This window comes from Candidatus Leptofilum sp. (assembly GCF_965223525.1).
In the GTDB taxonomy this organism is placed as follows: Bacteria; Chloroflexota; Anaerolineae; order Promineifilales; family Promineifilaceae; genus Leptofilum.
The window spans coordinates 859,546-885,227 of record NZ_CBDCWX010000005.1 but is presented as its reverse complement, the minus strand read 5'-3'; the positions used below and the strand labels follow the sequence as shown (position 1 = coordinate 885,227).

Sequence of the window (25,682 nt, the reverse complement as noted above, 5' to 3'; positions counted from 1 at the left end):
ACTTGCTCCTATTTTGTATGGATGCGAACAAATATGTAGGCAGTATTGAAGAAGTATCGTTGGTAAAACAGGAGCTGATAATTCAACGATTTAGAAAATCAGAAAACACAGATAAAACATATTCTATCATCTGTGGCGTGATGCGTGGGTAAACCCCGATCCAAAACGTTTGGTTCATCACCGTGTCGGTGTTGGTGAGATCGCCCACCGCGCGATAATTGACGTTTTGGTAGGCAGGCTGGCGGGTGATGTTGCCGCTGAACAGCAGGCGCGTTGCCACCTGATTGGCTTCCAAAAATTGCACCAACTCGTTTCGGCTAAAGGGGGCATCGGGGCGCACGGTGAGCAGGAAGCCAAACCAGCTAGGGTCGCTGTTGGGGGTGGCCTGTGGCAAGATAAAATAGTGCTCGTATTGCTTGAGCCCATCGTACAATAGCTGCCAGTTGCGCTTGCGGGCTTCAATGAAGCTGGGCAGCTTCTTTAGTTGGGCCACGCCGACGGCCGCTTGCATGTCAGTCATTTTCAGGTTGTAGCCAATGTGGGAGTAGATGTATTTATGATCATACCCTTCAGGCAGATCGCCTAGCTGCCAGTCAAACCGCTTGCCGCAGGTGTTGGCGACGCCGGGGGCACACCAACAGTCGCGCCCCCAGTCGCGGAATGATTCCACCAGCTTTTTGAGCTGTGGGCGGTTGGTAAGCACACAGCCTCCTTCGCCCATGGTGATGTGGTGGGCTGGGTAAAAGCTAACGGTGGATAGATGCCCAAATGAGCCGGTGAGACGGCCGTTATAAAGCGATCCCACAGCGTCACAATTATCTTCAATGAGCCAGAGGTCATGCTTGTTTGCTATTTCCAGCACGGCATCCAGATTGAAGGGGTTGCCTAATGTGTGAGCTATCATAATGGCTTTGGTGCGGGGAGAAACGGCCGCTTTCAGCAGCGACACATCCACATTGTACGTCCCCAGCTCAATATCCAAGAAGACAGGCGTTAGCTGATTTTGCACAATGGGATTTACCGTTGTGGGGAAGCCTGCTGCGACCGTAATTACTTCATCCCCTGGCCGTAATTGGCGATCTTCCAGTTTAGGAGAAGTGAGTGCAGAGAGTGCCAGCAGATTAGCCGATGAGCCGGAGTTGCACAAAATAGCGTGGCGCACGCCCATCCAACGGGCAAAGTCCTGCTCAAACTGCTCGGCATAACGGCCGGTTGTCAGCCAAAATTCTAGCGACGAATCCACTAAATTAACCATTTCGGCCGCGTCGTACACGCGCCCAGAAACGGGCACCTCGGTTTCACCGGGCGTAAAGCGGTGCTGACTATGTTCAGCCTCGTAATATTCTTGTACCAATGCCAGAATTTGTTGCCGTAGGGCGTCGCTTTTGCTCATGAGGGATAGCTTATTGCAAAACGGGGATTTGGGCGAATGGTTAAGTAAATCGCAGAAAGTTTTCGGATGAAAAAGAAGCCATTACTCTGCGGTTTACTCAGGTAATCGGCCAAAATCATGGCTCGCTAATTTCAAGAACTTCTTGCCGATTACATATTCCGCCCAACGGTCATTCGGCGGTAGTTTGTGGGTTATTAGTGGGTGGGGTAGTGAGTGGCCGTATTCCATCTACCACTATTTGCTCCACGCGGCCCAGCCGGAAAAGCACCAGACCCGCCAAAAAAGTAGCGCCGCTGTAAATAAAATAGAACCAGTGCCACGGCAGCGCCATCAGCAAAAATCGCACGCCCCGGCTTTCTAGCAAAAATTGGTAAAATGGCCAATTTAGCCAAATTAGTAGCACCATTGCTAGCAAAACAAACACCCACGCCCAGGCAGACAACATCGTTAATCCCAAAGCAAATAGGCCAATGAAGGTAACGGCCGTACTCAACCGCTGTGAAAAATTCAGATTCAGATCATTCGGTGCACCGCCGCCCTGCAAAATGAGCCGCGTCCAGGGTAGCGCCCGGTCGCGCACGTCGGTGATGAGCATTTGGCGCGGTGTCCACCGCTTCATGTGCTTTACTTGTAGCAGCTTCTCTAGCTGCACCCGATGCCCAGCCGCCTGCAAGCGGTAGCCCAACTCAATGTCCTCAATACTCGGCCGTTCGTAAAGTTGCTCATTAAAGCCACCAATCGCCAAAAAAACATCCCGCCGAATGGCTCCGCAGCCGCTCCAAAAGGTAGACGCATCAATCTTACTGTGCTGATGCACATAATGGTGCAGCAAATTACGGTATTGCGAGAGAAAATTAGGGGCAAACGGGGCGTCGTCGTAAGAGCCAAAGCAGGCGGCCAACTCAGGGTTTGCTTGCATGGTAGCGGCCACATGCCCCACCGTGCCTGGCTGCACCAGCACGTCGGCATCCACAAAAAAGAGGATGCTGCCCTGGGCCACCTGCGCCCCAATGTTGCGCGCCTGCGCTGGCCCCAAACGGCGGCTTAACCCAGTCACCAACCGCATTCCATGACTGTAAGCTATCTCTACCGTATCGTCCGTAGAGCCATCTTCTACCACAATACATTCCCACGATTCATACAATGTTTCCTGCAATGCTTCCAGGCAGCGGCGAAACAGATCGCCGCCGTTATGCACGGGAATAATCACCGAAATCATAGGTTTCATGTCAATTTTCTCACTGCTTGTGACGCAAATTAAGGAAGATGTTGTAAAGAAAGGCAACAGCAAATCCTAATATAAATCCGGTCACAAAGCCATATAGCAAACCAACCAGGCTGCCCCAAAAGCTCACGGTGTACCCCAGAAAAAATTGGCCCAACAGTGCCAAATGGGGGCCTACGGGCTCGCCACCTTTGAGCAGCAGCCAGTTGGTTGCAATAAAAATGATCAACCCAAAGATAACGCCCGTCACCAGGCCGGAAACAACCGCATTCAGGCGCGTTACGCGCGTTTTCACAATTGTTTCCAGGGTTGGTTGTTCTTTTTCCATTGTCAAAAAAAAACTTTTTGGTGCTTGGTATTGCCATGTCTGGCTCCCCGCCGACAAGCGATTTCAAACCCCAAAAAGTTTCATATCATCATTCGATTGTTTGCCGAAAAGGGCACACAGACTTTGAAGTTTTCACCTCTTGAAGCAACAACAGTTTGCCACAAAAACTTCAAAAGTCGCCGGAGTGCTGAACACTTACCCGAAAAAAGGAGTTTCGGCATTCTGATACCAGTATTAACCAATTTTGGCGGTTTGTGCAACAAATTCTGCCAATTTTGCCAAGTACAACTGGCTATCTGAGGCTAAGTGCCCATTCACAAATAAAATATGGAATTGGCGAATGGGCTTAAAGTAGCCGTTCGGTTCGTAAACCGCTAAGTTAATTCCGAACGGCTACTAAATATGCTCAAAGAATTGGCGCATGGTGCTTTGCTGGGCAGAGCGATGAAGGCTGACCAAATAAAGGGCAGTGGTGGCATTGCGTAGAAACGCATACCCCCAACCGAGAGCAAACCCGGTAAGAAAGCCATAGCCTAAGCCAACGAGACTGCCAACGGCCGTTATGTCATAGCCTGGGTAAAATTGTGCCAGCAAAGTCAGGGTTTCCCCGCTCACATCACCGCCAGTAGCAACCAAGAACAAGGTCGCCAGCAGCAGGCTCAACCCCGTCACAATGCCCAACGACATGCCCAACGCCAATGAGTCCAGCTTTGGAAACGCCCCATCCAGAATATCATCTACCACATGAGTGACCGTTTCTTTGTCTAAAGTTTGGTTGAGCACCAATTCTTCATGGTATTCCTGCTCCGCATTAACTTGCCAAAGATTGTTATTTTCGCCAAACAGCAGATTGCGTACTGCCAACATGCCGGTGAGCATGGCATGGTCTTGGTTGTTGTATCGGTGCAGCCCGTTGCGTCCCACCGTTTGCAAATCTTCTAACGTGCCTAAATAATCTTTGATGATGTCCAGGCTCTCAGCATATTCAGAATCGTAAACCGGGTATGATTTTTCTACACGGAAGACAGCCCCATCAATGATGTCGTCTGGCTGGGCCAGGCCAATCTTGGCGATTTCTTGCTTGCCTAGAGCTACCAATTCTTCATCTGGCATGTTCCAGATGGCGTCTCCCTCGTTGCAAAAATATTCCAGTCCCAGGCTGGTGGTACTTTGGTCTGGCACCATGTCGGTGCTCCAATTTTTGTAGTTTTGGATGCGCCCTACCAGTACGCTGGGATCGTGGATGTAAATCCAGTTGTCGGGGAATAGCTCTGGCTTTTTCACGATGAGGCAAACAGTGAGGAAGTCGCGGTAGTTGAGCTGGTTGGCAGCTTGCAGTACACGAGGCGGCGGTGGCGGATCGAGCCATTGCAGCAGTTGGGTCACGGGCATACTGGAGATAAATTTACTGCCCTTAAGGGTGTGGGTACGGCCGTTCTGTTCCACTGTCACCCCGGTAATCCGCTGCCCCTGCCGCTGGATGCCCACCACGTTGCTGTTGAGCTGTACCTGGCCCCCTTGCGCGTTGATGCGGTTTTGAACGGCCGTCCACAACATGCCAGGGCCGCGCCGTGGGTAATCGAACTCTTCAATGAGTGTTTTGATGGTTTCCTGCGGCTTAAGAAACATCGCCGTGATAGCTGTTTTGAGCGACAAATCCTTGATGCGCTGGGCGGCCCATTCTGCCTTTAGTTCACTGCACGGAATACCCCACACCTTCTCTGTGTACGATTTGAAGAAGGTTTCAAACAGGCGTTTGCCAAAGCGATTGGTTACCCATTGTTCAAATGTTTCTTCCTCTTTGTAAGGAAACAGGTGCCAGCGCACGTAACTGCCCATAATGCGAACGCCCTCGATGGGGCCAAGCCCTAGCAGGGCGTTCAATGGCTTGAGCGGATAGTGGAAATATTTATTTTTGTAGAAAATGCGAGAAAGGCGCGGGCGGCGCAGAAAATCATCCCCCAACACCTCCTGCCAAAATTGCTGCACCTGAGCCGATTTGGTGAAAAAGCGATGGCCACCCATATCAAAATGGTAGCCGCGATAATTTTCGGTGCGGGCAATGCCGCCGACCTTGTCGTTTTTTTCCAGGACGATGGGTGTGTGCTGCCGCTTGGTGAGTTCGTAAGCGGCCGTTAACCCTGCCGGCCCACCCCCAATTACAATAATGGGTGCGTCGGAGGCTAAGTTAGATGTAGATGGTTGAATCGTAAGCTCAGTGTGCTCCATATGGCAGAATCGTAGCCTGAAGCACTTACGGGGGTACTTACAAATCGTCTTAAGCTGATGGTACTTTGGTGCTACTTGTTTTGGGGTTAATGGTTCAAAAACCGAGCCGCACGGAGGATGCCCACAATGCTTTTGGCATCTTGTAATTGGCCGTTCCAACACATCTCCACCAATTCAGTCAGGGGCATAGGGGTGAGTTCAATTAGTTCATCTTCATCGCCGAGGAGGGGGGCTGGGGAGAGGCTTTCAGCTAAGTAAAGCTGCATCAGCTCATCTGAGATACCAGGAGCAGGCCAGATCTGACCTAACGGGGTGAATTTTTCGGCGCGATGGCCCGTTTCTTCCCGCAATTCGCGCTGGGCACAAAGTAACCAATCCTCATCCCAACCGCGTGTGCCAGCAGGCAGTTCCAAAATGGTTTGGTTGAGCGCGTGCCGGTATTGGCGCAGCATGAGGATTTCTGGCCCGTTGGTGGACGGCGGCTCACCAGCGGGTGAGTGTATAGGTACCAGCACCACTGCGCCTGGGTGAGCAACGGCTGCTTTTTGGACGGTACGGCCGTTTGGCAATTGCAAGGTATCTAGGCGTAGTCGCCAGCTATCCTCCTGTTGCCAAAGAAGTTTGGACGCACCCTTTTTTATCATGATAGGGACGCTGGAGATTGGAGATTTTTAGTCTCCAATCTCCAGAAAATGTTAGTTGCCCGGCGGAATCTTAATCACCTGCCCCACGTCCAGTACATGAGGGTTGGGGATGTTGTTGTATGCCGCCAACTCTTCAAAGCTAAAGCCGTACTGCAAACCAATGCGGAACAAATTCTCACCTGCCTGCACAATGTGGGTGCGTTCTTCGGTAGCTGGCGGTGGCGTGGTGGCCTCGGCTACCGGTGTTTGGGCTGGGGCAATATCCTCAACCTCGGTGCCTTCTGCAGGGATAATGAGCTGCTGCCCAATTTCCAGAGCGTCAATGTTGGTTAAATTGTTGGCCGCTACGATCACATCAACTGGAATATCGTACAAAACGCTTAGTCCGGTGATGGTATCGCCAGAAGTGACCGTATGCGTTACCTCGCCACGGGGTTCGGTAGATTCAGGTGGCGTGGTGGCTTCAGCTCCTGGCTCTGGAGTGGCTTCAGTAGCTGGGTCGGGGGTGGTATCATCGGGAACGGCCGTTGCCGCTGCGGGGTCGGTGGTCGGGGCCACACCCGGGTCGGTGGTGGGTACCAACGTCGCGGGCAAAATGGGATCGGCCGTGGGGTCGGTGCTGTCAGAGTTGATGGGTCGTTCACAGGCTACCAGCACCAATGCTAACAAAACGAGCAACGGCAGTAGCCAGCGGGGTTGAACCAAACGTTTCATAGGATTCCTACCTTTTTCATACAAACGATGCAAGAATGATTCTTATGTTAATCTTTAGTAAACATAACGCAGTCTACCATAGGCCAAAATGAGCGTCAAGTGAGTGGCAACTGCGTGGCGGTTAACCAGAAGCTTTCCCTAATGTCGCTGCCTATTAGGGGATAAGCTATAATTTTGGGCTATGCCGTCTGAACAGCATTTTGGTTCAAACGGTGGCGCAGAGGTGAGCCGTTTGGGGATTAACGCCCACTTGCTGTCTGGCGAGGCTGGATACCGTCGGGCTGGTATTCACCAATATATTGCTCAAGTGCTGCGCCATCTGCCCTGGGAAGAGGGTGAACCAACCTACGTTGTTTTTACACAACAGAAAAATTTATTTGCCGATCTGCCGGGGATTACGGCCGTATCCAGCCGTTTACCCACAGAAAACCGTCTGCTGCGTATTTTGTGGGAGCAACTCATTTGGCCCTGGCAACTGCGGCAGCACCGGGTTGATCTGCTGCACAGCATGGCCTTTGTTACGCCGCTGTTTAGTCGCTGCCCGGCGGTGATCACTGTGTACGATTTGAGCTTTTACCATTTTCCAGAGCGGTTCCCGGCTTTGCAGCGTTGGTACCTTAGCAGCCAAACGCGCCGTTCCTGCCAGCAGGCGCAGCGCATTATTACCATTTCTGAATCCAGCCGCCAGGATGTGTATCACTTTTTAGGTGTTCCTTTGGACCAGATTGATGTGGTTGTGCCCGGTGTAGACGCTGTGTACCGGCCTTTGCCGCATGAGGAAGTGACGGCGTTTCGGCGAAAGCATGGGCTCGATAAATTTGCGCTGCATGTGGGTACGCTGCAACCGCGAAAAAATATTCCGGTGCTTATTGAAGCATTTGCCCGGCAGGATGATCCCACATTAAAGCTGGTGCTGGTAGGCGGCAAAGGGTGGCTGTACGATGAGATCTTCCGGCAGGTGCAGGCACTGGGGCTGGCGGAGCGAGTGATTTTTACCGGCTACGTGCCGGATAACGAGTTGCCACTCTGGTACAACGCGGCGGAGCTGCTCATCTTCCCGTCGGTTTATGAAGGATTTGGCTTGCCGGTGGTAGAAGCAATGGCTTGCGGTACGCCGGTGATTGCCTCGAACAGTTCGTCTATTCCTGAGGCCGTGGGTGAGGCGGGGCTGCTGTTTACCCCAGATGATGTGGAAACGTTGGCGAATCAGATGACGGCCGTCTTAACCAACGCAGAATTAAAAGATAAACTACGCCAACGCGGGCTGGTTCATGCCCAAAAATTCTCATGGGAACGGGCTGGCAAGGAAACGGCCGTCGTTTACCAACGCGCCTTGCAAAATAAATTTGCCACAGAGAACACAGAGATTTAAGAGATTTTAACTCTTTTTCCTCTGTGCCCTCTGTGGCTAAACAAATATGAGTCATCAACGAATTCGGATTGCCACTATTTTGAGCGACCTGCTGTTATTTAACGGCGGGTTTGCCTTAGCTTACATCATTCGGTACGAGTGGCAGTGGCTTCGTCCCATCACATTCTTAGAACCATTTGCCCATTATTTGGGGCAGCTAGCATTGCTCAACGTTCTGCTGATTTTCACCTTCATCCAGGTGCGTGTTTGGCGGCGCAAGCGGGGCGAATTTTGGGTAGATGAACTGTCGCGCATTACCTACGCTGTGGCGGCGGGAATTGGTTTGCTCAGCATGATTGCCTTCTTTGTGCAGCCAACACCATTCTCTCGCCTAATGTACTTTTGGGCGTTTCTGGCAATTGTGGTGCTGATTGGCGTTGCGCGGTTGCTGCGCCGTTTTGTGTTGGGGGCATTGTATCAGCGAGGCATTTTGGCAGACCGTGTTTTGGTGATTGGCTCTGGCGAAGTGGGGCGCAGCCTCATCCGCACGCTGCTGGCACGCTCAGATCTGGGGTACAAAGCTGTGGGCTATCTGCACGACGGTGAAAGTGAAAACAACATCGGTTTGGGGCGTATTCCCAATTTGGGCACCTTTGCTGATTTGCAAAATACGCTGGCAGAACGGCCGCATCTCCACACCATCTTTATTGCCCTGCCTGGTGAAATGCACCAGCAAATTTCGCAGCTGCTCCGCCTTTGCCAGCAGCATGGCGTCCGGGCGCAAGTGGTGCCAGATTTGCTGCAACTTAGCATGAACCGGGTAGAGTTTAACAACATGGCCGGGATACCGACGCTTGGCGTGCGGGACGTGGGCATCACGCGGGTTCAGCAGCTCACCAAGCGCCTTCTCGATCTCGGCATCATTTTACTAGGAGGCATTCCGGCGCTGTTGGTGATGTGTCTTATTTCTTTGGCGATTAAGCTAGATTCCCCTGGCCCTGTGATTTATAAGGCGATGCGGGTGGGAAAGAACGGCCGTCCCTTCCCCATGTACAAATTCCGCTCGATGGAGGTAAATGCAGAGCAGCGGAAAGCGGAACTAAAGCAATTCAATCAGGCAGACGGCCCTATTTTCAAAATGAAGGATGACCCTCGCATGACGCGCGTAGGTCGCTTTATTCGTCGGCTAAGTTTGGATGAGTTGCCGCAAATTTATAACGTGCTGCTGGGGCAGATGAGCCTGGTGGGGCCACGCCCGCCGCTGGCAGAAGAGGTCGCGGCGTACAAGCCGTGGCACAAGCAGCGCTTGAGTGTCATTGGGGGCATTACGGGGCTGTGGCAGGTAAGCGGCCGTTCCGACCTGACCTTTGATGAACTGTGTCTATTGGACATTTACTACATCGAAAATTGGTCGCTGGCACTGGACATCCGCATTTTGCTGCAAACGATTCCCCACTCCCTCTTTGGTCGTGGGGCTTACTAATTTGGATACGGATAACTGATCTCAACGGTAAACATCTCGACGATGTTTAACACGATAAATTGTCACTATTTGGACATCGTCGTTAACTTCATAGAGGATGCGGTAAGTACCAACCCGTACGCGAAACCCAGTTTCACCTTTTAGCTTTCTTGCTCCATCAGGCCGAGGATTTTTACGCAACTTGTCAATTTGCTCTTGGATACGTTGGAAGTGAGGCGGAGGTATTTGTAGAATCTGCTTTTTTGCTTTGCCACGAACAATTATTTTGTACATGTAGCATCAAGTATGCTTTGCTTGATATTCTTGGACAACTTGTTCCCAGGCAAACGCTCCATCTTCTTCCTGCTGGGCTTGCTCAAAATCAGCAATATCTTCAATATCCTCTAGCATTTGTTGTATTGTCTTCCAAACAGACAGGTCTAACTGAACGGCCGTCTGTTGACCGTCACGATCTACAACATACTGCACGGATGCCAAAATCTCGTTTACAGTCATGATTCACCTCAAGAATGCTTTGCCAGCAGTATAGCATAAAGCAACAAGTAGATAGTGGTTAGCGGCTGGTGGCTAGTTCATTTCACTAACCGCTAACCATCAGCCACTATCTAAAATTCATCATCCGGGAGCGTAGGCTGATCCATGTTGACCACTTCGCCATGAAAGTTGATGGTGATGCGGAAGCCCATCATGCCCATCATGTGGCGGGCCTGGGCAGGGATGCCCTGGGCAATGATTTGGTCCATGTCGATATTGTTGATTTGGGCATCAACGGCCGCTTTGGTGAACAAATCGTCCTTGCCCATCATGCGGAGAGCCTGCTCAACGGCAATGTCTTTGTTGGCTTCTAGCTGCTCCAAAAAGATGCTCAACACTTGCCGGTCTACCTGATCCGCATCAATGTGCCGCTTGAATCCGGCGTCGTCTATGACATAGAACATTTCTTGCCCGACAACGGCCGTTTCCACCATATTCCCTGCTTCATCATAAATTAATTCTTGAAATAATGCTTTGTTTGCCATGCTAAAACCTCTTGGGTTGAGTTGCTAATTCTGTTGATAGTACGCAATCGTTTGAATTTTCTCTCAACGTTTTCACGCAAACGGCCGTTTGGCTCATCCCATTCTAAGCAATTATACAATTTTTGGTGGCAAGCGTAGGGTAATTTGTGGGCAAAATTGGTGATGTGTTGGCGGTCGAGTATAATTTCGTGCTGGTTCACACTAGAATTTTGAAGCCTGTGGCAAAAAGTGTGGACACACGGAAGGGAGAAAAGTAGGGAACATTGTTTAGACCGCTCGACTGGCTCTTGGGCCTGTTTTCACTCGACATTGGCATCGACCTAGGGACGGCAAACACCCTGGTCTACATTCGCGATCGTGGCATCGTCATCAACGAGCCGTCCTGGGTAGCTATCAACCGACGCACCCGCCAGCCCCTAGCTATCGGCGCGGAAGCGCGTGAGATGGTGGGGCGCACCCCGGCAGATATTGTGGCGATACGGCCGCTCCGTGATGGCGTAATCTCCGAATTTGAAATCACCGAAGCGATGCTCAAATATTTCATAGACAAGGCACATGAGCAGATGATTGTGCCCTTCCCGCGCCCGCGCGTGGTGGTGGGCATTCCCAGCGGCGTAACGGAAGTAGAAAAGCGCGCTGTGTACGATGCCGCTATCTCTGCTGGCGCACGCGAGGCGCACCTGATTGAAGAGCCAACCGCTGCTGCCATCGGCGCGGGGCTACCCGTCAACGAAACGCGCGGAAGCATGATTGTAGACATTGGCGGCGGCACCACCGAAGTTGCCGTTTTTGCGATGGGCGGCATCGTTGTCAGCCGCTCCATTCGCGTGGCGGGGGATGAAATGGACGAGGATATCATCCAGTACGCCCGCAACAAGTACAACCTGCTCATCGGTGACCGAATGGCCGAGCGGGTAAAAATTGGCATTGGCTCCGCCTTCCCCTTGCCCGAAGAGCGCACGATGACGCTGCGCGGCCGTAATCTCATCAACGGTCTGCCGCAAGCGGTAGAAATCAGCAGCATCGAGCTGCGTGAAGCGATGTCCCCCTCCATCAACATCATTGTGGATACAGTGCGCGACTGCCTGGACGACACCCCGCCCGAACTGGTGGCTGACCTGATGGAAGTAGGCATCTGCCTGGCAGGAGGCGGGGCTCAAATTCGCGGCTTGGCTGACCGATTGGAAGATATGGTGAAGATGCGCGTTTGGGTGGCGGAAGATGCCATGACCTGCGTGGCGCGTGGCGCAGGGCGTGTGTTGGAAAATATTGACCTCTGGCGACGGTCGCTCACTGGCCTGCACCGGGGCAGCACGCATCACTAGCGGTAATCAGTAAACAGTAATCGGTTATCGGTTTTTGCTAGCTATTACCTACTCACCGATTACTGATCACCGGACAGTATGAATCTAAACGATGCCCAACGCAGGATTCGCTGGACAACCATTGCTATTCTGGTGGGTGCCTCCATTTTACTCAGTATTTTAGACAGCACTGGCAACTTAAATTTGTTATTTGGCTTTTTGCAAGATCCGTTAACGGCCGTTGCTAGCTGGACCTCTCGCCAAACCGACACTGTTGCCGACGCCCTGTCTGGCCCCCGTGATTTAGATGAAGCCCGCGCCCAAATTGAAGAGTTGCAAGCCCAGCTTGAAGCGTTAGAGCGCGAAAATGAGGAGCTGCGCGAAATTCAGGGCGAATGGCAAATTTTGCAGGATTTATTCAACCGCGCACGCCAAACCCCGGAATTGCGACGCCAAACCGCCAACGTCATTGGTTACGACACCAGCCCCGCTGTCCGCAGCATCATCATAGATAAAGGTTCAGAGGATGGTCTACAGGTAGGGATGCCTGTAGAAAGCCCCCGCGGCATGATTGGGCGTATCTTTCGCACGACGCAAAACTCGGCCCAGGTAGTGCTCATTACGGATAATGCTAGTGCCATTCCGGTGCGGCTGGGGACATCCCGCGCAACGGGTAGCCTGCGTGGGCGGGGAGCCACTGGCGACCTGATTGTCGAATGGATTGACCTTAAATTTCAGCTAGAGCTTGGGGAAATTGTTTTGACGTCTGGCCTCGGTGGGGATTTCCCGCAGGATATTGTGATTGGCCGGGTTGTACAGATTTTGCGGAATGAATCAGATCTATTCCAACAAGCGATTGTGCAGCCCGCGACGGACTTTGACACGCTGGAAATTGTTTTCATCATCACCGATTTTAACCCAATAGACACGTCTATTTTTGATAGCCCCACGGAGAATTAGCTAGATGACGGCCTCTATTTATCTGGCTATTCCATTGATGATTTTGTTAAGTGTGGTGGAAACGGCCGTACTCCCTCACTTTCCCATTTTTGGCAACACACCCCAACTGGCGCTGTTGGTGGCACTGGCCTGGGGCTTGCTTTTTGGCATTGAAGAGGGTGCGGTTTGGGCGTTTTTTGCCGGCATTTTTACCGATCTGTTTTCTATCACGCCGATGGGCGTCTCTTCGTTGGCGTTTATGGTGGGGGTTACGGCCGTGCTTCTATTACAATACGCCCTGCCCACCAGCCGCATTTTGCTGCCGCTGCTGTTTGCTGGGCTGGCCACCGCCATCAGCTTTCTAGCTGGTCTAATCTTGCTGTGGCTGTTTGGCACCATTACCAACTTTCTAAGCATTGGCGTGTTACCCACCACAATCCTTATTAATATCTTAGCGATTTTGCCTATTTACTGGCTACTTTATATGATCAATCGCATCATACGGCCTCGCCGTGTGCAGATGTAACCATTACAAACCTTCTAATCGTAGCCGCAGATTCTTTCTGCGCCTCAAGTACGCGGAAAGAATCCGCGGCTACAAAAGATTTGCTCCAATCTGCGTAAATCTGTGGATCGTTTTGAGGTGAGACCCCATGTCCCGGATGGGTTGGGAACGTGTAGAAGATGTCGAAGAATTGGAAAAGGAAGATTTTGGGCTGCGTGGGCGGCTGTTCTTCTTTCGCCTGGTCGTGGTTGCCATTTTAGGGTTGTTGCTTTACCGTGTTTATTGGATTCAGCAAAACTCGGGTGACCAGCTGCAAGCGCTGGCCCAAGAAAATCAGTTTGCTATTTTGCGTAATGATGCCCCGCGCGGTGTGATTTTTGATCGGGACGGCGATCCCCTGGCCATCAACATTCCCAGCTTCAACGTCACTATCACCCCCACATTTTTGCCAGATGACCCCAATGAGCTACAGGCTATTTATGAGCGGCTATCCTTGCTAACAGGCGTCCCTGTGACCAACACCGTTGCTCAACAGCAACTTGTAGAAGCTGCCAATCCCGAACTAGTAGAAACATATACTCGTCTAGCAGAAATCTACGGTGTATCTGGCCAGGAAACATTGGCGCAAACTGGAGTTGTTCCCCAACTGCCGGACAGCATTGGTGAGATTATGCGTATTGCTGCACCACTGCAATACATTCCGGCAGTGATCACTTCCGGCATTCCCATTACCCAGGCGTACAACATTGAGCAAGAGAGCATCTTTTTGCCTGGCGTGCGCGTTTTGCCTGAGCCGCTGCGCTACTATCCTACGGCCGAATACACCGCACCCATTATCGGCTATATGGGGCCGCTACCCAATGAAAATTGGCTCAATCTGGGGTTAGGTTACCAGCGGGATGATCGAGTTGGCTGGATTGGGTTGGAATCCTCAATGGAAATTGAGATGGCGGGCACGAAGGGTGAGCGGCAAATTGAAGTGGATTGGACGGGGCGGGAACTGAGGCAAATTGGTACGGCCGTAGAACCCACCCCCGGCCTCAACTTACACCTCACTCTGGACATAGACTTGCAAATAATTGCCACGGAAATCTTGCGACAGGCAATGGAAGTGCGCGAAGCCACTCCCTCCCGCGAGCCCATTACGGGCCAAGAAGAAGATGTGGAAGTGCGGCAAGGCGCTGTGGTGGCTATGAACCCGCAAACGGGCGAAGTGTTAGCCATGGTCAGCCTGCCCAGCTTCGACAACAATCGCTTCCAAACCGAAGTGCCTGTAGATTACTATCTTGGTCAGGCGCGTAATGAGTATCAACCATTTGTTAACCATGCGGTGAGCAGCATTTACCCTCCTGGTTCCACCTTCAAAATTGTGCCCGGTTCGGCTTCCTTGCAAGAAGGGCTTGTCTCGCCAACTCGGCTGCTAACTGCGCCAGGGGAAATTACCATCCCCAACCGGTTTGCCCCCAACGACCCCGGGCGCGCCCAAACCTTTTTCTGCTGGCTGCGCTCTGGCCATGGCGTGATGAATGCCATCACCGGCATGGCCAACTCTTGTGATATTTACTTCTACAAAATTAGCGGCGGCTTTGATCAGGATGGCGAGTTTATCGAAGGGTTGGGCATTGACCGGCTGTCACGCTACGCGGCTCAGTTTGGTTTTGGGCGAGTGCAGGGTATTGAACTGCCTTTAGAAGCGGCGGGCGACCTGCCGCCAGATCGCGGTTGGAAGGCGCGGATTTACGGGGAGCCCTGGTCTACAGGTGACGATTACAACATGGGCATTGGGCAGGGGTTCCTCACTTCTTCCCCCATGCAGGTGGCGCAAATGGCGGCGGTGGTTGCCAACGGGGGCTTTTTGTATCGGCCAACCATTATTCACCACATGACAGATTCTGAAGGAAACATTGTATTTGTGGATGATGACAGCCAGATTGTGGCGCGAGCAAGGCTGGGTGCGGACGGCCGTACCATTCTCACCGACGCCGACGGTAACCCGCTAGATGATCCATCCTTTAACGTCCGCTTTGACGCCAATGGGGAAATCATCTACCAGCCAGAGGTGCTAAATGCGGTGGATGTAGACCGCGAAAACTTGGAAATCATTGCCGAAGGGATGCAATTGGTTAACGTTTTTGTGGATGAAGATGAATTTTATACCGGGGCGACCTACGTAGATTGGCTGGACCCTTTTGGCATTACGACTGCTGGTAAAACGGGAACGGCCGAATTTTGTGACAATATCGCCATCGAAAAAGGGTGGTGCAGCTTCGACGACATCTTAAACCGGCGCATTTTGCCCACACACTCCTGGTATGTGGGGTATGCACCGTTTGACGAGCCAGAAATTGTGGTGGCGGCCTTCCTGTACCACGGCGGCGAAGGGTCGCGGTGGGCAGCACCGGTGGCCTGCAACGTGATGGCCGCCTATTTTGGCATTGCCCAATATGCACAATTCTCTGGGGCTGCGGATGTTGAATTTACGGAAGGGGATACACGCGCCTGCAACTCTTTGAGCTTCAACCCAGTTTTGCCACCAGACCTTTTAGATCAAGTCCAGCGCAACTAATATTTCGTCAGCTTATTAGTTGTGCTATTATTCACGTATGACAACAATTGTTCTTGTGCGACATGGCGAAAATGATTGGGTAAAGAAACATCGGTTAGCAGGTTGGATCGAAGGGGTTCATCTGAATGAAAACGGCCGTCAGCAAGCAGCAGCGGCGGCAGAGCGTTTATCTGAATTACCCATCAAGTCATTGTACAGTAGCCCTGTGTTGCGCTGCCGCGAAACGGCCGAATTCATCGCCACCAGCCAGAACCTCCCCCTTAACATTCTGGAAGACGTGGGTGAGGTGCGTTATGGCGAGTGGGAAGGCAAGAAAGTTAAGAAACTGGCTAAAAAGAAAGCGTGGTTTACGGTTCAGTTTTTCCCCAGCCGCATGAAGTTCCCTGGCGGGGAAACATTGCGCGAGGTTCAGGCACGCGGTGTCAACGCACTGGAAGCGTTGGCCGGGCAGCACGATGACAAAGATATTATTTGCGTGGTTTCACATGCAGACTTGATCAAGCTGGTATTGGCACATTATTTGGGCGTGCATATTGATCTGTTCCAACGCATCATCATTTCGCCAGCGTCGGTGAGCGTGCTGCATTTAGCGCCAAATGGGATGGTGCGCGTGGGTCGCATTAACGATGACGGGCCACTCAAGCCACCCAAAAAACCAGCAAAAAACAAGGAAAATGAAAAGGCTGATGATACGGGCGAAACGGCCGTTTCCTCAGAAAATTCCAACAGTTAAGCAAGCTTCGGCTTTTACGCAGAGAACCTTATGGCTAGCCATATTGAACTAAACCCAGCGACACAAATTACTGTGGGAACCATCGGCTCCCCAGGGCAGCGGACTTTTTACCTACAGGGCAGTCGTGGGTCACAAACCATTTCACTTACAATAGAGAAAGAACAAGCACGCATGTTGGCCGAAAGCTTCGATGCGCTTATTGAGGAGCTGGCTCAAAAATATCCGACGGCGGAAGAAGCCCCTGTTTGGACCGACATGCGGCTGCGAGAGCCAATAGAAGCATTGTTCCGCGTGGGCAACATTGGCATTGGGTACAATGAAGAGAGCAACCAGGTGGTGCTGGTTGCTTATGAGCTGGTTGGCGAAGATGATGAACCCAACGTCGTAAGCTACTGGATTACTCGGGAGCAGGTTCAGGCTCTGGTAAAACATGCTTACGATGTTGTGAAGGCGGGACGGCCCATTTGTGGGAATTGTGGCAAACCAATTGATGCAACCGGGCATTTTTGTCCACACCGAAATGGGCATGCACATTAATTTTGAGGCAAGCGGTTAACTGTTGAAATGGCACAACAAACGCTTAGCACAGCGGATTGGCTTCAGTTATTGCAGGTGGGTACACTGTCTGTAAAAGGGGTGCTGCCCTGGAGTTCAAACTACTCGTTTTTGGTAGATGTTTGCCCAAACACGGCCGTTTGGGAAGCATTGCCCCATTTGCCTCAAAATAGCGTAAAGGAAGTGCGAGCGGTGTACAAACCGCGTCGTGGCGAACGGCCGTTGTGGGACTTTGCCCAAGGAACTCTGTGCCAACGAGAACGCGCTGCTTTTTTGATTAGCCATGCCATTGGCTGGAACCTCGTTCCCCCCACCGTGCTGCGTGAAGGCGAACACGGCACGGGCTCTGTACAGCTTTTTATTGACCACAACCCAGAAGCACATTACTTTACCTTTGAAGGCGAGCCCAAATTTAGGGAAGCGTTACAAAAAACCGTGTTGCTAGACATCATCATCAATAATGCAGATCGAAAGGCAGGGCATGTACTCATTGAGGAACATGAAAATTCTGACAAGCTATGGCTTATTGATCATGGCATCTGTTTTCATGCAGAGTATAAGCTCAGAACTGTCATTTGGGAATTTGCTGGTGAGCCAATACCATTAGAAATGCTATCTGATTTAGAAACATTAAGTGATAAAATTGCTAGCAACAAAGCAGGCTTACGTTCTGAACTAACCCGCCTGTTGGCTCAAACAGAAGTAGGTGCCTTACAAAATCGCATCCGTCGAGTTATCAATCGAGGAACCTTCCTTGCCCCAGGCCCAGGGCGACATTACCCCTGGCCGCCAGTATAGGTAGATATTCGTCAAGAAATCCGATTTCTGAAAGCTGACAAGGCAGTTTGTATCGGGAAAAACCTATGACATCACCGATTGCCTTCAAAATATTAGTCATTGATGACCACCCAGAGACGCTGAGTATTATTCAGCGTGTTTTGCAGCAGCATGGGTACAACGTGCTTGGGGCGCGGTCTGGCTTCCGGGGTCTCTCTTTGGCAGAGTCAGAGAACCCAGATATGGTGATGGTGGATGGCATGATGCCAGAGATGGATGGTTGGGAAGTGTGCCGCCGGCTGCGGGCCATGCCTAACTTGGCAGATATGCCTATCATCATGTTTACGGCCGTTGATGAAGCAGAACAAAAGTTGGCCGGGTTTGACGCCGGGGCTGATGATTACCTGACCAAACCTACGGAACCCGCTGAACTTTTGGAACGTGTGAAAACGATGTTCGAAGACCGCACCCCAAAAGCGGCCGCCCAAACGCGCCTGCACAAGCCCTTGCCTGAAGCGAACAAGCGCAAAGGAGTGGGTGATACCAGTGCGCCTTTAACACGTTCTGTTACATTTTCATCGGCTGGGTCGGTAACAGCGATTTTAGGCGCACGCGGCGGGGCAGGGGCAACCACGTTGGCCATTAACTTGGCCAGCAGCCTGGCTAGTAGCAGTCAGGCCACCACTTTGCTCGATCTGGATCTTGTGCAAGGACATGTGGCTCTATACTTGAGCCAAAAGCATCAAAAAGGCCTCAACAATGTGCTTACCCAACCAGAAAGCCAGTGGAGCCACCTTTTAAAGAAGGAGCTGTATTCCTACGCCGAAAATTTAGAGTTGCTGCTTGTCCATACCCAGCATGATGAACCGCCGCTGCCGCTGGAGCCAGAACAGACGCTTAACTTGTTGCAGCCGCTCATCAAACCAAACCATCAATTGATTGTTGATTGTGGGCATCAACTAACGGCCGTTGTTGAATCCATATTAGCACAAGCAAACCAAATCATTGTCTGCCTGCGCCCAGAGCGGGTGGCGCTGGCCAATGCGCGTCAACTGCTAGAGCATCTGCATGAAATTGCCCCAGAAGAGGCCACGGTGCGCGCCATCATTTTTGACTTTAGCGGGCAGATGGCTATCCCCCACCAGACCCTAGAAAAGTTTCTCAACCATCCGCTAACGGCCGTTTTGCCAATGCCCCCCGCCGAGATGAACCAGGCGGTGAATAAAAGCGTCCCGCTCGTGCAGCTAAATCCACATGCCAAAGCCGCTATCCTCATCCGGCAAATTGCCCAAAAGCTGGTGCAACCGTAAGTGCCATGAACCCCTCACCAACAGTCGCTCGTGCCATAGAGCTTTTGCGGCAGGCAAAGTCGGTTGTGGCCCTCACTGGGGCTGGCATCAGCACGCCCTCCGGCATTCCCGATTATCGCAGCCCGGATTCTGGGCTGTGGGAGCAGGGCGATTTGATGGAAATGGCGTCCATCTACGCCTTTCGGCATAATCCAGAGGCATTTTTCAACTGGATACGGCCGTTAGCCACCACTATCTTCAATGCTCAACCTAACCCAGCACATGAGGCGCTGGCAAGTTTGGAGGCGAACGGCCGTTTACAAGCCATCATCACCCAAAACATAGATTTGCTGCACACCCGCGCTGGCAGCCAAACTGTTTATGAAGTACACGGCAGCCTGCGCCGCGCCACTTGCCTAAGTTGCCACACCGAGGTAGACGGTCTGCCGCTGGTGAAGGCTCTGATTGAAACGGGCCAACTGCCCTGCTGCCCCACCTGTGATCACATCCTCAAGCCAAACGTGATATTATTTGGTGAATTACTGCCTGCCCTAACCATGCACTTGGCTCAGCAAGTGGCCAAACAGTGCGACGTGATGCTGGTAGCCGGGTCATCTTTAGAAGTGGCACCCGCTGGCGATTTGCCGCTGCTTGCTAAACGAGCCGGTGCGCGCCTCATCATCGTTAATTTTGGGCCAACACATATGGATCGGGAAGCCGATCTACTTTTTCGGGAAGATGTTGCAGAGCTGCTGCCGCAACTGGCAGCAGCCTTTGTGTAAAAGCGGGAAAGTTTTTTGAAATACGCAGAGCCATTTCTCTCGCTTTTACTTGTACAAACCACAGAGAAATCGCCTTTCGGTTTTCAAATTGTTTTCTGTGGTTTGTAACAGATGTAGGAAGTGAGCATCACCATGACAGAACAAGTGAATATTGCCGCCAACACGCACAGCGCCATTTCGCCAGAGCATTTGGCGCGGCTGCTGCAAATTAGCCAGCGTCTCAGCTCCACGCTGCGGCTAGGTGAACTGCTGTCGCTGGTGATGGACGTGGCGACTGAACTAACCCACACCGAAACCGCCTCTATTTTGCTGGTAGACCGCTCCACGGGACATCTGCACTTTGCTGCTTCCACGCGGGGCGAGGTGCCACGAGACATTGTGGTGCCGCTGGATAGCAGCATTGCGGGTTGGGTCGTGCGACACGGCCGATCCCTCATTTTGGATGATGTACAAACAGATGAACGATTTTATGCCAATGTGGATGAAGATTTGGAATTCGTAACCCGCTCCATGCTGGCGGTGCCGCTGATCACCGGACAAGGCGTCATTGGTGCACTGGAGGTAATCAACAAGGAAGATGACAAAGATTACACGGAGCAGGATGTGGCGTTGATGGAATCGTTGGCCTCACAATCGGCCGTTGCCATTGTGAACGCCCACCTCTTTAGCCAATCGGATCTCATTGCCGAAATTATGCACGAGCTAAAAACGCCGCTCATGGCCATTTCGGCTGCCAGCGAACTGCTAACGCGACCAGAAATCCCCCAGGAAAAGCACGGTGAGCTGGTGGGGATGATCAAAAAAGAGTCGAATCGTCTTTCTAAAATGACCAAAGATTTTCTGGATTTCTCACGGTTGGAATCTGGCCGAATGCGGCTGGCGCGGGAGGTAGTGCCGCTGGCGCAAATCGTTGAAGAGGTGGTGAGCATTTCGCAAGCGCAGGCGGCGGCACGCGGCATTGAGATTGAGGTGAATCTGGCGCCAGATTTGCCAACCGATGCGGGGGCAACGGCCGTTATCGGCGACGCCGATCGGCTAAAACAGGTGCTTCTCAATTTGGTGAGTAATGCGATTAAGTACAATGTGGCAAACGGCCGTATCGTCATCAGCGCCACTTGCCAAAACAGCGAAGTCCAAATTGACGTGACCGACACCGGCCCTGGCATTGAGCCAGAAGATATTGAGCATCTATTTGAGCGCTTCTACCGCATTCCGGGCAGCGAAAGCGCGGAGGGTAGCGGCTTGGGGCTTTCCGTCGCGCAAAAAATTGTGGAGGAGCACAACGGCCGTATCACCGTTGCTAGCACCGTGGGGGAAGGAGCGACCTTTACGATTATGTTGCCAGTAACGGCCGTTTAACCCTGACCTCAGTGAGGCAGTGGAATATTATTTATCGTCACTCCGGTTAACTTTTCTAACCCCAAAAGCTGTAAAACTGATATAAAACAGCCCGATAATGACAAAAAGCCCCCCAGGCGCACCGCCACAGGCCAACCGAAGCATCAACATCTGTTGTTCTGGTGAGTCCGGCAAAGGCTGTCCTGTTTGCTGCACCAACAAAACTTCCCAAATCAGATAAATTTGCCCCACAAGAAAGCCCCAGAAAATGAGCTTCCCCTCGTTGCCATCCTTCTTTTTACGCGCGTTCCACCAAGAAATAAGGAGATACGTTTGAATCAAAAGGATAATGATTGTGGGGATAAAATAAATCATGGGTTTTGGGCTACTGTTTCTTTTTGAGTTTCTCTACCTCGATGCTGATAAACTCCGGTAAATAGTCGGGTGTACAATTTTGGGGAACCGGAATGCCCTTGTACAAACCATGCCGTTCGCCTATGGCGATCATTCGTTCGCGGAATTGAGGATCGTGAACACCAATCCACCCACCAGTGAAATTCATCGCCCATTGCACTTCGGGCACCTCGTCGGAGAGCCGCTCCTCAATGGCATCCACAAGGTTTAAAGTGTTTTCCGGCGGATTCTGGCCAGTCCATCTTAGACGAGCCTGATGATACCAGAACATACGGCGTAGATCGGGAAGCGCATGATGCTCCCAAGTCTGCATGAGCGTGACCAGCTTCTTGTCTTTCATTAGCTGATTGGCCATAAGCCACTCGTTTATTCGGTTGCGCTCTTCTGGCTTGTGAATCTGTAGATCTTTCGCCATGGATTCGATGATTTCCTGATTTAGCTGCTTCTTATCCAAAATCAAAACGGAAAGAAGACGGGGAAAAAATCCTTCTGAAGCCCAAAGCTCCATCGCAAGGGGGTGATCTCTTTTGATTTCCCTGGCAATTTTTTTGACATCGCCAAATTTGATATTTTGGCTGTTGAGGCGGGCAATAAGTTCTTGCGAAGATAATTTTACACCTGACATAGCTACCTCCATTGCGAATAATATAAATCATTCATAAATAATATTGACATTCTGAGTTTCAAATCGGAACAATATTGGTACGTCCTTCCCACGCTCCGTACTCTGCAATTGGTCTGAATCGAAGGGTTGTGAACTCAAAGTGAAAATCTTTTCGCCGCCGCTCAGCCATTGCAGTGGCGTGACGCTTAGGTTGCGGCACGGAGCTGTGTCCATGAACCATATCAACCATTTCCCGTTGAGAGTGCCACACTGAAAAGGTAGAGACTGTGCGTGGCAGCCTCATCGCTGCTATCGCTAAGGTTTTGCCTGGATGGTCTCGAACCAGTTCTTCGACAGGCTTGCCCCAACGAATGAAGCGTGGGACTTGTGGCAGCTTCATCCGAGCGAGCGTTACGGCTACCACAGGTGCTTCTGGATTTTGTCCTCCCTCGCTTTCGGCAAGCCCATCGAGCTCGCTAATGTAGCCCCAGCGACGCAGAAACACCATCCGCACATGCCAGCCTGTTGCAAGTGCACGGCCTAGTTTGGTATCAGCAAGAAATTCATCTATCGCACGATGGTTTTCCCAAGCTGCAAACATTGTTAGATAGCGGAGTTGCATTCGTGCTGGCGACAAGATTGGCGCACCGAGCGTCATCCTTGTCATGCATTCCGCGTGTTTGAGGCCACGGACATCCTGACTGGTCGGTGGGCGACTAAGTGCAACGGCCGTTGTGCGGATTTTGGTATTTGCAAAATGGAAGGTATATATTTTAGTTTCAATCATTTTTCTCCTTGTGCTGCGTAACTTGGAAAGTGCCTTTGTAGGAGAAGACAGAACCAAATAGAGGATGTTTAATCAACAAATGAATGCTTACTTGATCTGCTTTTGGAAAATCAACCTTTTGAATGAATTCCTCGCGCCCTAGAAAAATAGGCCATAACCAGTTGGGTAACCAAAAGATCCTGTCCCTGTAGCGTATTCCCGCCCCAACGACATCTAGTTTAATCGTATCTGGGGGAGCAAAGCGAACATCCCATGCCAGGGCAAGAAAACCTTTAAGGCCTACAAGATCAACGGCTTGTTTAGAGGCTCTGTCAAATATTACTTTGACGTCAAACTTTTTGACTTTTGCCCCATAAAATCTGCGAAACCATAAATGGTAAGGAAAACCGTTTTCATCATAAATTGCCACAACTTTTAGGGTGGTTTTTATTGAATTTGCTCGTTCAGCAATTAAGATCCCCAAACGTTCTAGTAACCAGAAAAGCGGAGCTAGCCAGATCGGTCGGAACCAAACTTCGGTTAGCACCCCCTCAAGAACGACATCATAATCCAGTTCTGGCGAATGCAAAAACTGAATTTTGAATGCTTCAGGTAGCGTCTCAATATCTTCTAAAATTGGAGAAAGTGGAGATTTCATTCAAGCCCTAATCTTAAAATCTTTGAAATATTCGTCTTTGGAATCAAATAAGTAAATTATAAAGGGGATCCACCAAATTAAATCGTTCGTCAAAATTAGCACAATGCTTTTTAATGGCCATTCTCTATTTAGAAAAAGGTAGGCCCACCCTAACGGGCCTAGCACTTTGCCAAGCAACCCCACAGCTGCGATCAAAAATCCCTGCGACGGCCGTCTCGCAACTTCCAAATAAAGAATGCCATAGACGCCAACGACCATTCCCAAAGTTGTAAATATTGGCGGATGATTTAACAAGGGGAGGTCTGAAAATCGAAAAAACCATTGCGGATCAAAACTGCTGTAGATTCCCCATAGCAAATTGTAACAACCAGCACTCAGGAAGAGTATTCGATGAAACTTGCGTCGTTTCATAGACACTTTGCCCGTTACTGCCTACCTGCTTCTGCGGCAAGAACGGCCGCTCCCACAATCCCCGCCTCGTTACGCAACTCTGCTGGCACGATGTCGGCGCGGGTTTGGATATAGGGCAAGAATTTCTCGTACCTTTTGCTAACGCCGCCACCAATAATGATCAGCTCTGGCGAAAAGATGAACTCGATATGCTGAAAGTAGGTATTGAGCCGCTTACCCCACTGCTCCCAGCTTAAATCTTGCTCATCCCGGATGCGCTCCGCGGCCCAATCTTCAGCATCATGCTTTTGGTTGCGTAAGTAAAGGTGGCCGAGTTCGGTGTTGGGGACGAGACGGCCGTTGACAAACATTGCGCTGCCAATCCCCGTACCTAGCGTAAAAATCATCACCGTGCCGGATTGGTTGCGCCCTGCGCCAAAGCGCACTTCAGCCACGCCCGCTACGTCTGCATCGTTGCCCAGCGTCACCGGGCAACCAGTGGCCTTGGCCATCGCCTGCTGGCTAGCAAAGCCAATCCACTCATCGTCAATGTTCGCTGCCGAGTGGGTGATGCCGTTAATAACAATCGCCGGAATCCCCACCCCAATCGGCCCGCTATAGTCAAAATGATCCACAATTTGCTTGAGTACCTTGATGACGGCCTTTGGTTTGGCAGGCTTTGGCGTCGGAATACGCAGCCGATCCGTCACCATCTCCCCTTTTTTTGTATCTACGAGTGCGCCCTTGATGCCGCTGCCGCCAATGTCTATACCGAGTGTGATCATGTTTACCTCCGTGTTTGGTATTCCGTAATCGGTTATCCGTGATCAGTAAACAGATAACCGATTACTGTTTACTGATTACCGACAACTGTTCTTCTGCCTCACGCACGGCCGTTCGCCCTGCCGCAATCCCCTCATCCAATCGGTGAAAATCGAACAGGCCAATGGAACCCATGTTGGGCTGCAACAGAAGCTCCGGGCGGGAGACGGCTAAATGCTTCTGTAGCGTTTGCGCCGTGATAATGTCGGCCACAACGGACATAATTTGCCACGTTTTGCGCCGCTGTGTGAGGGCCAAAGCCTTGCCCAACACGCCTGTTGGGGTGGGGGCTGGCTTGTCTGGCGTACCGTAGGGTGCGGTGTTGCTCAAATCCACAGCAATGACGTAGTTGGCGCCCCGCGCCCTGGCAACATCAAATGGCGTATTGTTCAAAATGCCTCCATCGCTCAACACCATACCATCCTGCTCCACTGGGGGAAACAAAATAGGAATGGCGATGGTGGCGAGGACGGCCGTAATCACATCCCCTTCATCTAAAATCACCTCTTTCCGCGACACCAAATCTGTGGTAACCACCGCCAGCGGCACGCCCAACTCAGAAAATTTGGGGCGGCCAATATATGATTTCAGCAACTGCTCGAATTTACTGACCCCCGTTAGCGCAGGTGCATTGCCTGCAAAAGAGTACATCGAGGCAATATTCATCTCGCGCAGGCAGTCTGCTAGGTCGTCGCAGGTAAGCCCAGAGGCGTACAACGCGCCGACTAGGCCGCCAATGCTCGTGCCGGTAATGAGATTTGGCCGAATGCCCAGCCGCTCTAGCTCCATCAGCACGCCAACGTGGGCCGCGCCACGTGCGCCGCCACCGCCTAACGCATACCCAATTTTCATAC

The 25,682-nt window shown here is 51.5% G+C and carries 27 protein-coding genes; 12 read left to right on the top strand and 15 right to left on the bottom strand.

Annotation, left to right across the window (positions count from 1 at the left end; translation table 11 throughout):
* Nucleotides 1-82: 82 nt before the first annotated feature.
* The 6 genes from rfbH to ACOQPM_RS09300 all read right to left on the bottom strand — a co-directional run bounded on the left by rfbH (nucleotide 83) and on the right by ACOQPM_RS09300 (nucleotide 6,533).
* Nucleotides 83-1,393 carry a lipopolysaccharide biosynthesis protein RfbH gene (gene rfbH / locus ACOQPM_RS09325; RefSeq protein ID WP_420628982.1) on the bottom strand — a complete coding sequence of 437 codons (1,311 nt, stop codon included), beginning with the start codon at nucleotides 1,391-1,393 and terminating at the stop codon, nucleotides 83-85.
* Between the two features lie 169 nt (nucleotides 1,394-1,562).
* The gene (locus tag ACOQPM_RS09320) at nucleotides 1,563-2,621 is read right to left on the bottom strand and encodes a glycosyltransferase family 2 protein (protein ID WP_420628981.1); all 1,059 of its coding nucleotides are present in this window, start codon (nucleotides 2,619-2,621) and stop codon (nucleotides 1,563-1,565) included.
* Nucleotides 2,622-2,631: 10 nt separating this feature from the next.
* On the bottom strand, nucleotides 2,632-2,946 hold the full coding sequence (locus ACOQPM_RS09315) for a hypothetical protein (protein WP_420628980.1): 315 nt from the start codon (nucleotides 2,944-2,946) through the stop codon (nucleotides 2,632-2,634).
* A gap of 396 nt (nucleotides 2,947-3,342) precedes the next feature.
* Entirely contained in the window at nucleotides 3,343-5,175 is a 1,833-nt protein-coding gene (locus ACOQPM_RS09310) for an NAD(P)/FAD-dependent oxidoreductase (protein ID WP_420628979.1), read from the bottom strand.
* 86 nt (nucleotides 5,176-5,261) lie between these two features.
* Nucleotides 5,262-5,819, bottom strand: a complete 558-nt coding sequence (locus ACOQPM_RS09305; protein ID WP_420628978.1) for an NUDIX hydrolase — start codon at nucleotides 5,817-5,819, stop codon at nucleotides 5,262-5,264.
* Nucleotides 5,820-5,870: 51 nt separating this feature from the next.
* A complete protein-coding gene (locus ACOQPM_RS09300) occupies nucleotides 5,871-6,533 on the bottom strand; it encodes a LysM peptidoglycan-binding domain-containing protein (protein ID WP_420628977.1) in 663 nt (220 codons plus the stop codon).
* A 181-nt stretch (nucleotides 6,534-6,714) separates the two neighbouring features.
* Between ACOQPM_RS09300 and ACOQPM_RS09295 the strand changes: the two genes are divergently transcribed.
* Both ACOQPM_RS09295 and ACOQPM_RS09290 read left to right on the top strand, forming a co-directional pair.
* Complete coding sequence (locus tag ACOQPM_RS09295) at nucleotides 6,715-7,905, top strand: glycosyltransferase family 4 protein (RefSeq protein ID WP_420628976.1); 1,191 nt, start codon at nucleotides 6,715-6,717, stop codon at nucleotides 7,903-7,905.
* A gap of 46 nt (nucleotides 7,906-7,951) precedes the next feature.
* Nucleotides 7,952-9,367 (top strand): sugar transferase, encoded by a 1,416-nt coding sequence (locus tag ACOQPM_RS09290; RefSeq protein WP_420628975.1) that lies wholly within the window; start codon nucleotides 7,952-7,954, stop codon nucleotides 9,365-9,367.
* A gap of 21 nt (nucleotides 9,368-9,388) precedes the next feature.
* Here the strand turns inward: ACOQPM_RS09290 and ACOQPM_RS09285 are convergent, their stop codons facing one another.
* The 3 genes from ACOQPM_RS09285 to ACOQPM_RS09275 form a co-directional block, all read right to left on the bottom strand.
* Complete coding sequence (locus tag ACOQPM_RS09285) at nucleotides 9,389-9,640, bottom strand: type II toxin-antitoxin system RelE family toxin (RefSeq protein WP_420628974.1); 252 nt, start codon at nucleotides 9,638-9,640, stop codon at nucleotides 9,389-9,391.
* 6 nt (nucleotides 9,641-9,646) lie between these two features.
* A complete protein-coding gene (locus tag ACOQPM_RS09280; RefSeq protein ID WP_420628973.1) occupies nucleotides 9,647-9,862 on the bottom strand; it encodes a hypothetical protein in 216 nt (71 codons plus the stop codon).
* Between the two features lie 110 nt (nucleotides 9,863-9,972).
* A complete protein-coding gene (locus ACOQPM_RS09275) occupies nucleotides 9,973-10,386 on the bottom strand; it encodes a hypothetical protein (RefSeq protein ID WP_420628972.1) in 414 nt (137 codons plus the stop codon).
* A gap of 263 nt (nucleotides 10,387-10,649) precedes the next feature.
* Here ACOQPM_RS09275 and ACOQPM_RS09270 point away from each other — a divergent pair, with 263 nt between their 5' ends.
* The 10 genes from ACOQPM_RS09270 to ACOQPM_RS09225 all read left to right on the top strand — a co-directional run bounded on the left by ACOQPM_RS09270 (nucleotide 10,650) and on the right by ACOQPM_RS09225 (nucleotide 21,195).
* Nucleotides 10,650-11,711, top strand: a complete 1,062-nt coding sequence (locus ACOQPM_RS09270) for a rod shape-determining protein (protein ID WP_420628971.1) — start codon at nucleotides 10,650-10,652, stop codon at nucleotides 11,709-11,711.
* 78 nt (nucleotides 11,712-11,789) lie between these two features.
* On the top strand, nucleotides 11,790-12,650 hold the full coding sequence (gene mreC / locus ACOQPM_RS09265; RefSeq protein WP_420628970.1) for a rod shape-determining protein MreC: 861 nt from the start codon (nucleotides 11,790-11,792) through the stop codon (nucleotides 12,648-12,650).
* 4 nt (nucleotides 12,651-12,654) lie between these two features.
* A complete protein-coding gene (gene mreD / locus ACOQPM_RS09260; RefSeq protein ID WP_420628969.1) occupies nucleotides 12,655-13,155 on the top strand; it encodes a rod shape-determining protein MreD in 501 nt (166 codons plus the stop codon).
* A gap of 127 nt (nucleotides 13,156-13,282) precedes the next feature.
* On the top strand, nucleotides 13,283-15,700 hold the full coding sequence (mrdA, locus tag ACOQPM_RS09255) for a penicillin-binding protein 2 (RefSeq protein ID WP_420628968.1): 2,418 nt from the start codon (nucleotides 13,283-13,285) through the stop codon (nucleotides 15,698-15,700).
* Between the two features lie 37 nt (nucleotides 15,701-15,737).
* Nucleotides 15,738-16,433: an MSMEG_4193 family putative phosphomutase gene (locus ACOQPM_RS09250; protein ID WP_420628967.1), complete on the top strand. Its 696-nt coding sequence runs from the start codon at nucleotides 15,738-15,740 to the stop codon at nucleotides 16,431-16,433.
* 30 nt (nucleotides 16,434-16,463) lie between these two features.
* On the top strand, nucleotides 16,464-16,970 hold the full coding sequence (locus tag ACOQPM_RS09245; protein ID WP_420628966.1) for a DUF3090 family protein: 507 nt from the start codon (nucleotides 16,464-16,466) through the stop codon (nucleotides 16,968-16,970).
* Between the two features lie 27 nt (nucleotides 16,971-16,997).
* Nucleotides 16,998-17,786: an SCO1664 family protein gene (locus ACOQPM_RS09240; protein WP_420628965.1), complete on the top strand. Its 789-nt coding sequence runs from the start codon at nucleotides 16,998-17,000 to the stop codon at nucleotides 17,784-17,786.
* Nucleotides 17,787-17,851: 65 nt separating this feature from the next.
* On the top strand, nucleotides 17,852-19,075 hold the full coding sequence (locus tag ACOQPM_RS09235; protein WP_420628964.1) for a response regulator: 1,224 nt from the start codon (nucleotides 17,852-17,854) through the stop codon (nucleotides 19,073-19,075).
* Between the two features lie 5 nt (nucleotides 19,076-19,080).
* Nucleotides 19,081-19,836 carry an SIR2 family NAD-dependent protein deacylase gene (locus ACOQPM_RS09230; RefSeq protein ID WP_420628963.1) on the top strand — a complete coding sequence of 252 codons (756 nt, stop codon included), beginning with the start codon at nucleotides 19,081-19,083 and terminating at the stop codon, nucleotides 19,834-19,836.
* A gap of 132 nt (nucleotides 19,837-19,968) precedes the next feature.
* Nucleotides 19,969-21,195 carry a sensor histidine kinase gene (locus ACOQPM_RS09225; protein WP_420628962.1) on the top strand — a complete coding sequence of 409 codons (1,227 nt, stop codon included), beginning with the start codon at nucleotides 19,969-19,971 and terminating at the stop codon, nucleotides 21,193-21,195.
* A gap of 27 nt (nucleotides 21,196-21,222) precedes the next feature.
* On the opposite strand, the gene ACOQPM_RS09220 is transcribed toward ACOQPM_RS09225, so the two are convergent.
* The 6 genes from ACOQPM_RS09220 to ACOQPM_RS09195 form a co-directional block, all read right to left on the bottom strand.
* The gene (locus tag ACOQPM_RS09220) at nucleotides 21,223-21,549 is read right to left on the bottom strand and encodes a hypothetical protein (protein WP_420628961.1); all 327 of its coding nucleotides are present in this window, start codon (nucleotides 21,547-21,549) and stop codon (nucleotides 21,223-21,225) included.
* 10 nt (nucleotides 21,550-21,559) lie between these two features.
* The gene (locus tag ACOQPM_RS09215) at nucleotides 21,560-22,213 is read right to left on the bottom strand and encodes a DNA alkylation repair protein (protein ID WP_420628960.1); all 654 of its coding nucleotides are present in this window, start codon (nucleotides 22,211-22,213) and stop codon (nucleotides 21,560-21,562) included.
* A 58-nt stretch (nucleotides 22,214-22,271) separates the two neighbouring features.
* Nucleotides 22,272-22,979, bottom strand: coding sequence for a hypothetical protein (locus tag ACOQPM_RS09210; protein WP_420628959.1), 708 nt, complete (start codon nucleotides 22,977-22,979; stop codon nucleotides 22,272-22,274).
* Nucleotides 22,972-23,616, bottom strand: a complete 645-nt coding sequence (locus ACOQPM_RS09205) for a DUF4166 domain-containing protein (RefSeq protein WP_420628958.1) — start codon at nucleotides 23,614-23,616, stop codon at nucleotides 22,972-22,974. The genes ACOQPM_RS09210 and ACOQPM_RS09205 overlap by 8 nt, the downstream gene beginning before the upstream one ends.
* Nucleotides 23,617-24,041: 425 nt before the next feature.
* On the bottom strand, nucleotides 24,042-24,791 hold the full coding sequence (gene ppgK / locus ACOQPM_RS09200; RefSeq protein ID WP_420628957.1) for a polyphosphate--glucose phosphotransferase: 750 nt from the start codon (nucleotides 24,789-24,791) through the stop codon (nucleotides 24,042-24,044).
* 61 nt (nucleotides 24,792-24,852) lie between these two features.
* Nucleotides 24,853-25,680: a patatin-like phospholipase family protein gene (locus ACOQPM_RS09195; protein ID WP_420628956.1), complete on the bottom strand. Its 828-nt coding sequence runs from the start codon at nucleotides 25,678-25,680 to the stop codon at nucleotides 24,853-24,855.
* Nucleotides 25,681-25,682 lie beyond the last annotated feature (2 nt).

What these genes read in the sequence shown, in the direction of transcription:
- rfbH (WP_420628982.1), bottom strand. Translation starts at nt 1,393, where the DNA reads ATGAGCAAAAGCGACGCCCTACGGCAACAAATTCTGGCATTGGTACAA.
- ACOQPM_RS09320 (WP_420628981.1), bottom strand. Translation starts at nt 2,621, where the DNA reads ATGAAACCTATGATTTCGGTGATTATTCCCGTGCATAACGGCGGCGAT.
- ACOQPM_RS09315 (WP_420628980.1), bottom strand. Translation starts at nt 2,946, where the DNA reads ATGGAAAAAGAACAACCAACCCTGGAAACAATTGTGAAAACGCGCGTA.
- ACOQPM_RS09310 (WP_420628979.1), bottom strand. Translation starts at nt 5,175, where the DNA reads ATGGAGCACACTGAGCTTACGATTCAACCATCTACATCTAACTTAGCC.
- ACOQPM_RS09305 (WP_420628978.1), bottom strand. Translation starts at nt 5,819, where the DNA reads ATGATAAAAAAGGGTGCGTCCAAACTTCTTTGGCAACAGGAGGATAGC.
- ACOQPM_RS09300 (WP_420628977.1), bottom strand. Translation starts at nt 6,533, where the DNA reads ATGAAACGTTTGGTTCAACCCCGCTGGCTACTGCCGTTGCTCGTTTTG.
- ACOQPM_RS09295 (WP_420628976.1), top strand. Translation starts at nt 6,715, where the DNA reads ATGCCGTCTGAACAGCATTTTGGTTCAAACGGTGGCGCAGAGGTGAGC.
- ACOQPM_RS09290 (WP_420628975.1), top strand. Translation starts at nt 7,952, where the DNA reads ATGAGTCATCAACGAATTCGGATTGCCACTATTTTGAGCGACCTGCTG.
- ACOQPM_RS09285 (WP_420628974.1), bottom strand. Translation starts at nt 9,640, where the DNA reads ATGTACAAAATAATTGTTCGTGGCAAAGCAAAAAAGCAGATTCTACAA.
- ACOQPM_RS09280 (WP_420628973.1), bottom strand. Translation starts at nt 9,862, where the DNA reads ATGACTGTAAACGAGATTTTGGCATCCGTGCAGTATGTTGTAGATCGT.
- ACOQPM_RS09275 (WP_420628972.1), bottom strand. Translation starts at nt 10,386, where the DNA reads ATGGCAAACAAAGCATTATTTCAAGAATTAATTTATGATGAAGCAGGG.
- mreC (WP_420628970.1), top strand. Translation starts at nt 11,790, where the DNA reads ATGAATCTAAACGATGCCCAACGCAGGATTCGCTGGACAACCATTGCT.
- mreD (WP_420628969.1), top strand. Translation starts at nt 12,655, where the DNA reads ATGACGGCCTCTATTTATCTGGCTATTCCATTGATGATTTTGTTAAGT.
- mrdA (WP_420628968.1), top strand. Translation starts at nt 13,283, where the DNA reads ATGTCCCGGATGGGTTGGGAACGTGTAGAAGATGTCGAAGAATTGGAA.
- ACOQPM_RS09250 (WP_420628967.1), top strand. Translation starts at nt 15,738, where the DNA reads ATGACAACAATTGTTCTTGTGCGACATGGCGAAAATGATTGGGTAAAG.
- ACOQPM_RS09245 (WP_420628966.1), top strand. Translation starts at nt 16,464, where the DNA reads ATGGCTAGCCATATTGAACTAAACCCAGCGACACAAATTACTGTGGGA.
- ACOQPM_RS09240 (WP_420628965.1), top strand. Translation starts at nt 16,998, where the DNA reads ATGGCACAACAAACGCTTAGCACAGCGGATTGGCTTCAGTTATTGCAG.
- ACOQPM_RS09235 (WP_420628964.1), top strand. Translation starts at nt 17,852, where the DNA reads ATGACATCACCGATTGCCTTCAAAATATTAGTCATTGATGACCACCCA.
- ACOQPM_RS09230 (WP_420628963.1), top strand. Translation starts at nt 19,081, where the DNA reads ATGAACCCCTCACCAACAGTCGCTCGTGCCATAGAGCTTTTGCGGCAG.
- ACOQPM_RS09225 (WP_420628962.1), top strand. Translation starts at nt 19,969, where the DNA reads ATGACAGAACAAGTGAATATTGCCGCCAACACGCACAGCGCCATTTCG.
- ACOQPM_RS09220 (WP_420628961.1), bottom strand. Translation starts at nt 21,549, where the DNA reads ATGATTTATTTTATCCCCACAATCATTATCCTTTTGATTCAAACGTAT.
- ACOQPM_RS09215 (WP_420628960.1), bottom strand. Translation starts at nt 22,213, where the DNA reads ATGTCAGGTGTAAAATTATCTTCGCAAGAACTTATTGCCCGCCTCAAC.
- ACOQPM_RS09210 (WP_420628959.1), bottom strand. Translation starts at nt 22,979, where the DNA reads ATGATTGAAACTAAAATATATACCTTCCATTTTGCAAATACCAAAATC.
- ACOQPM_RS09205 (WP_420628958.1), bottom strand. Translation starts at nt 23,616, where the DNA reads ATGAAATCTCCACTTTCTCCAATTTTAGAAGATATTGAGACGCTACCT.
- ppgK (WP_420628957.1), bottom strand. Translation starts at nt 24,791, where the DNA reads ATGATCACACTCGGTATAGACATTGGCGGCAGCGGCATCAAGGGCGCA.
- ACOQPM_RS09195 (WP_420628956.1), bottom strand. Translation starts at nt 25,680, where the DNA reads ATGAAAATTGGGTATGCGTTAGGCGGTGGCGGCGCACGTGGCGCGGCC.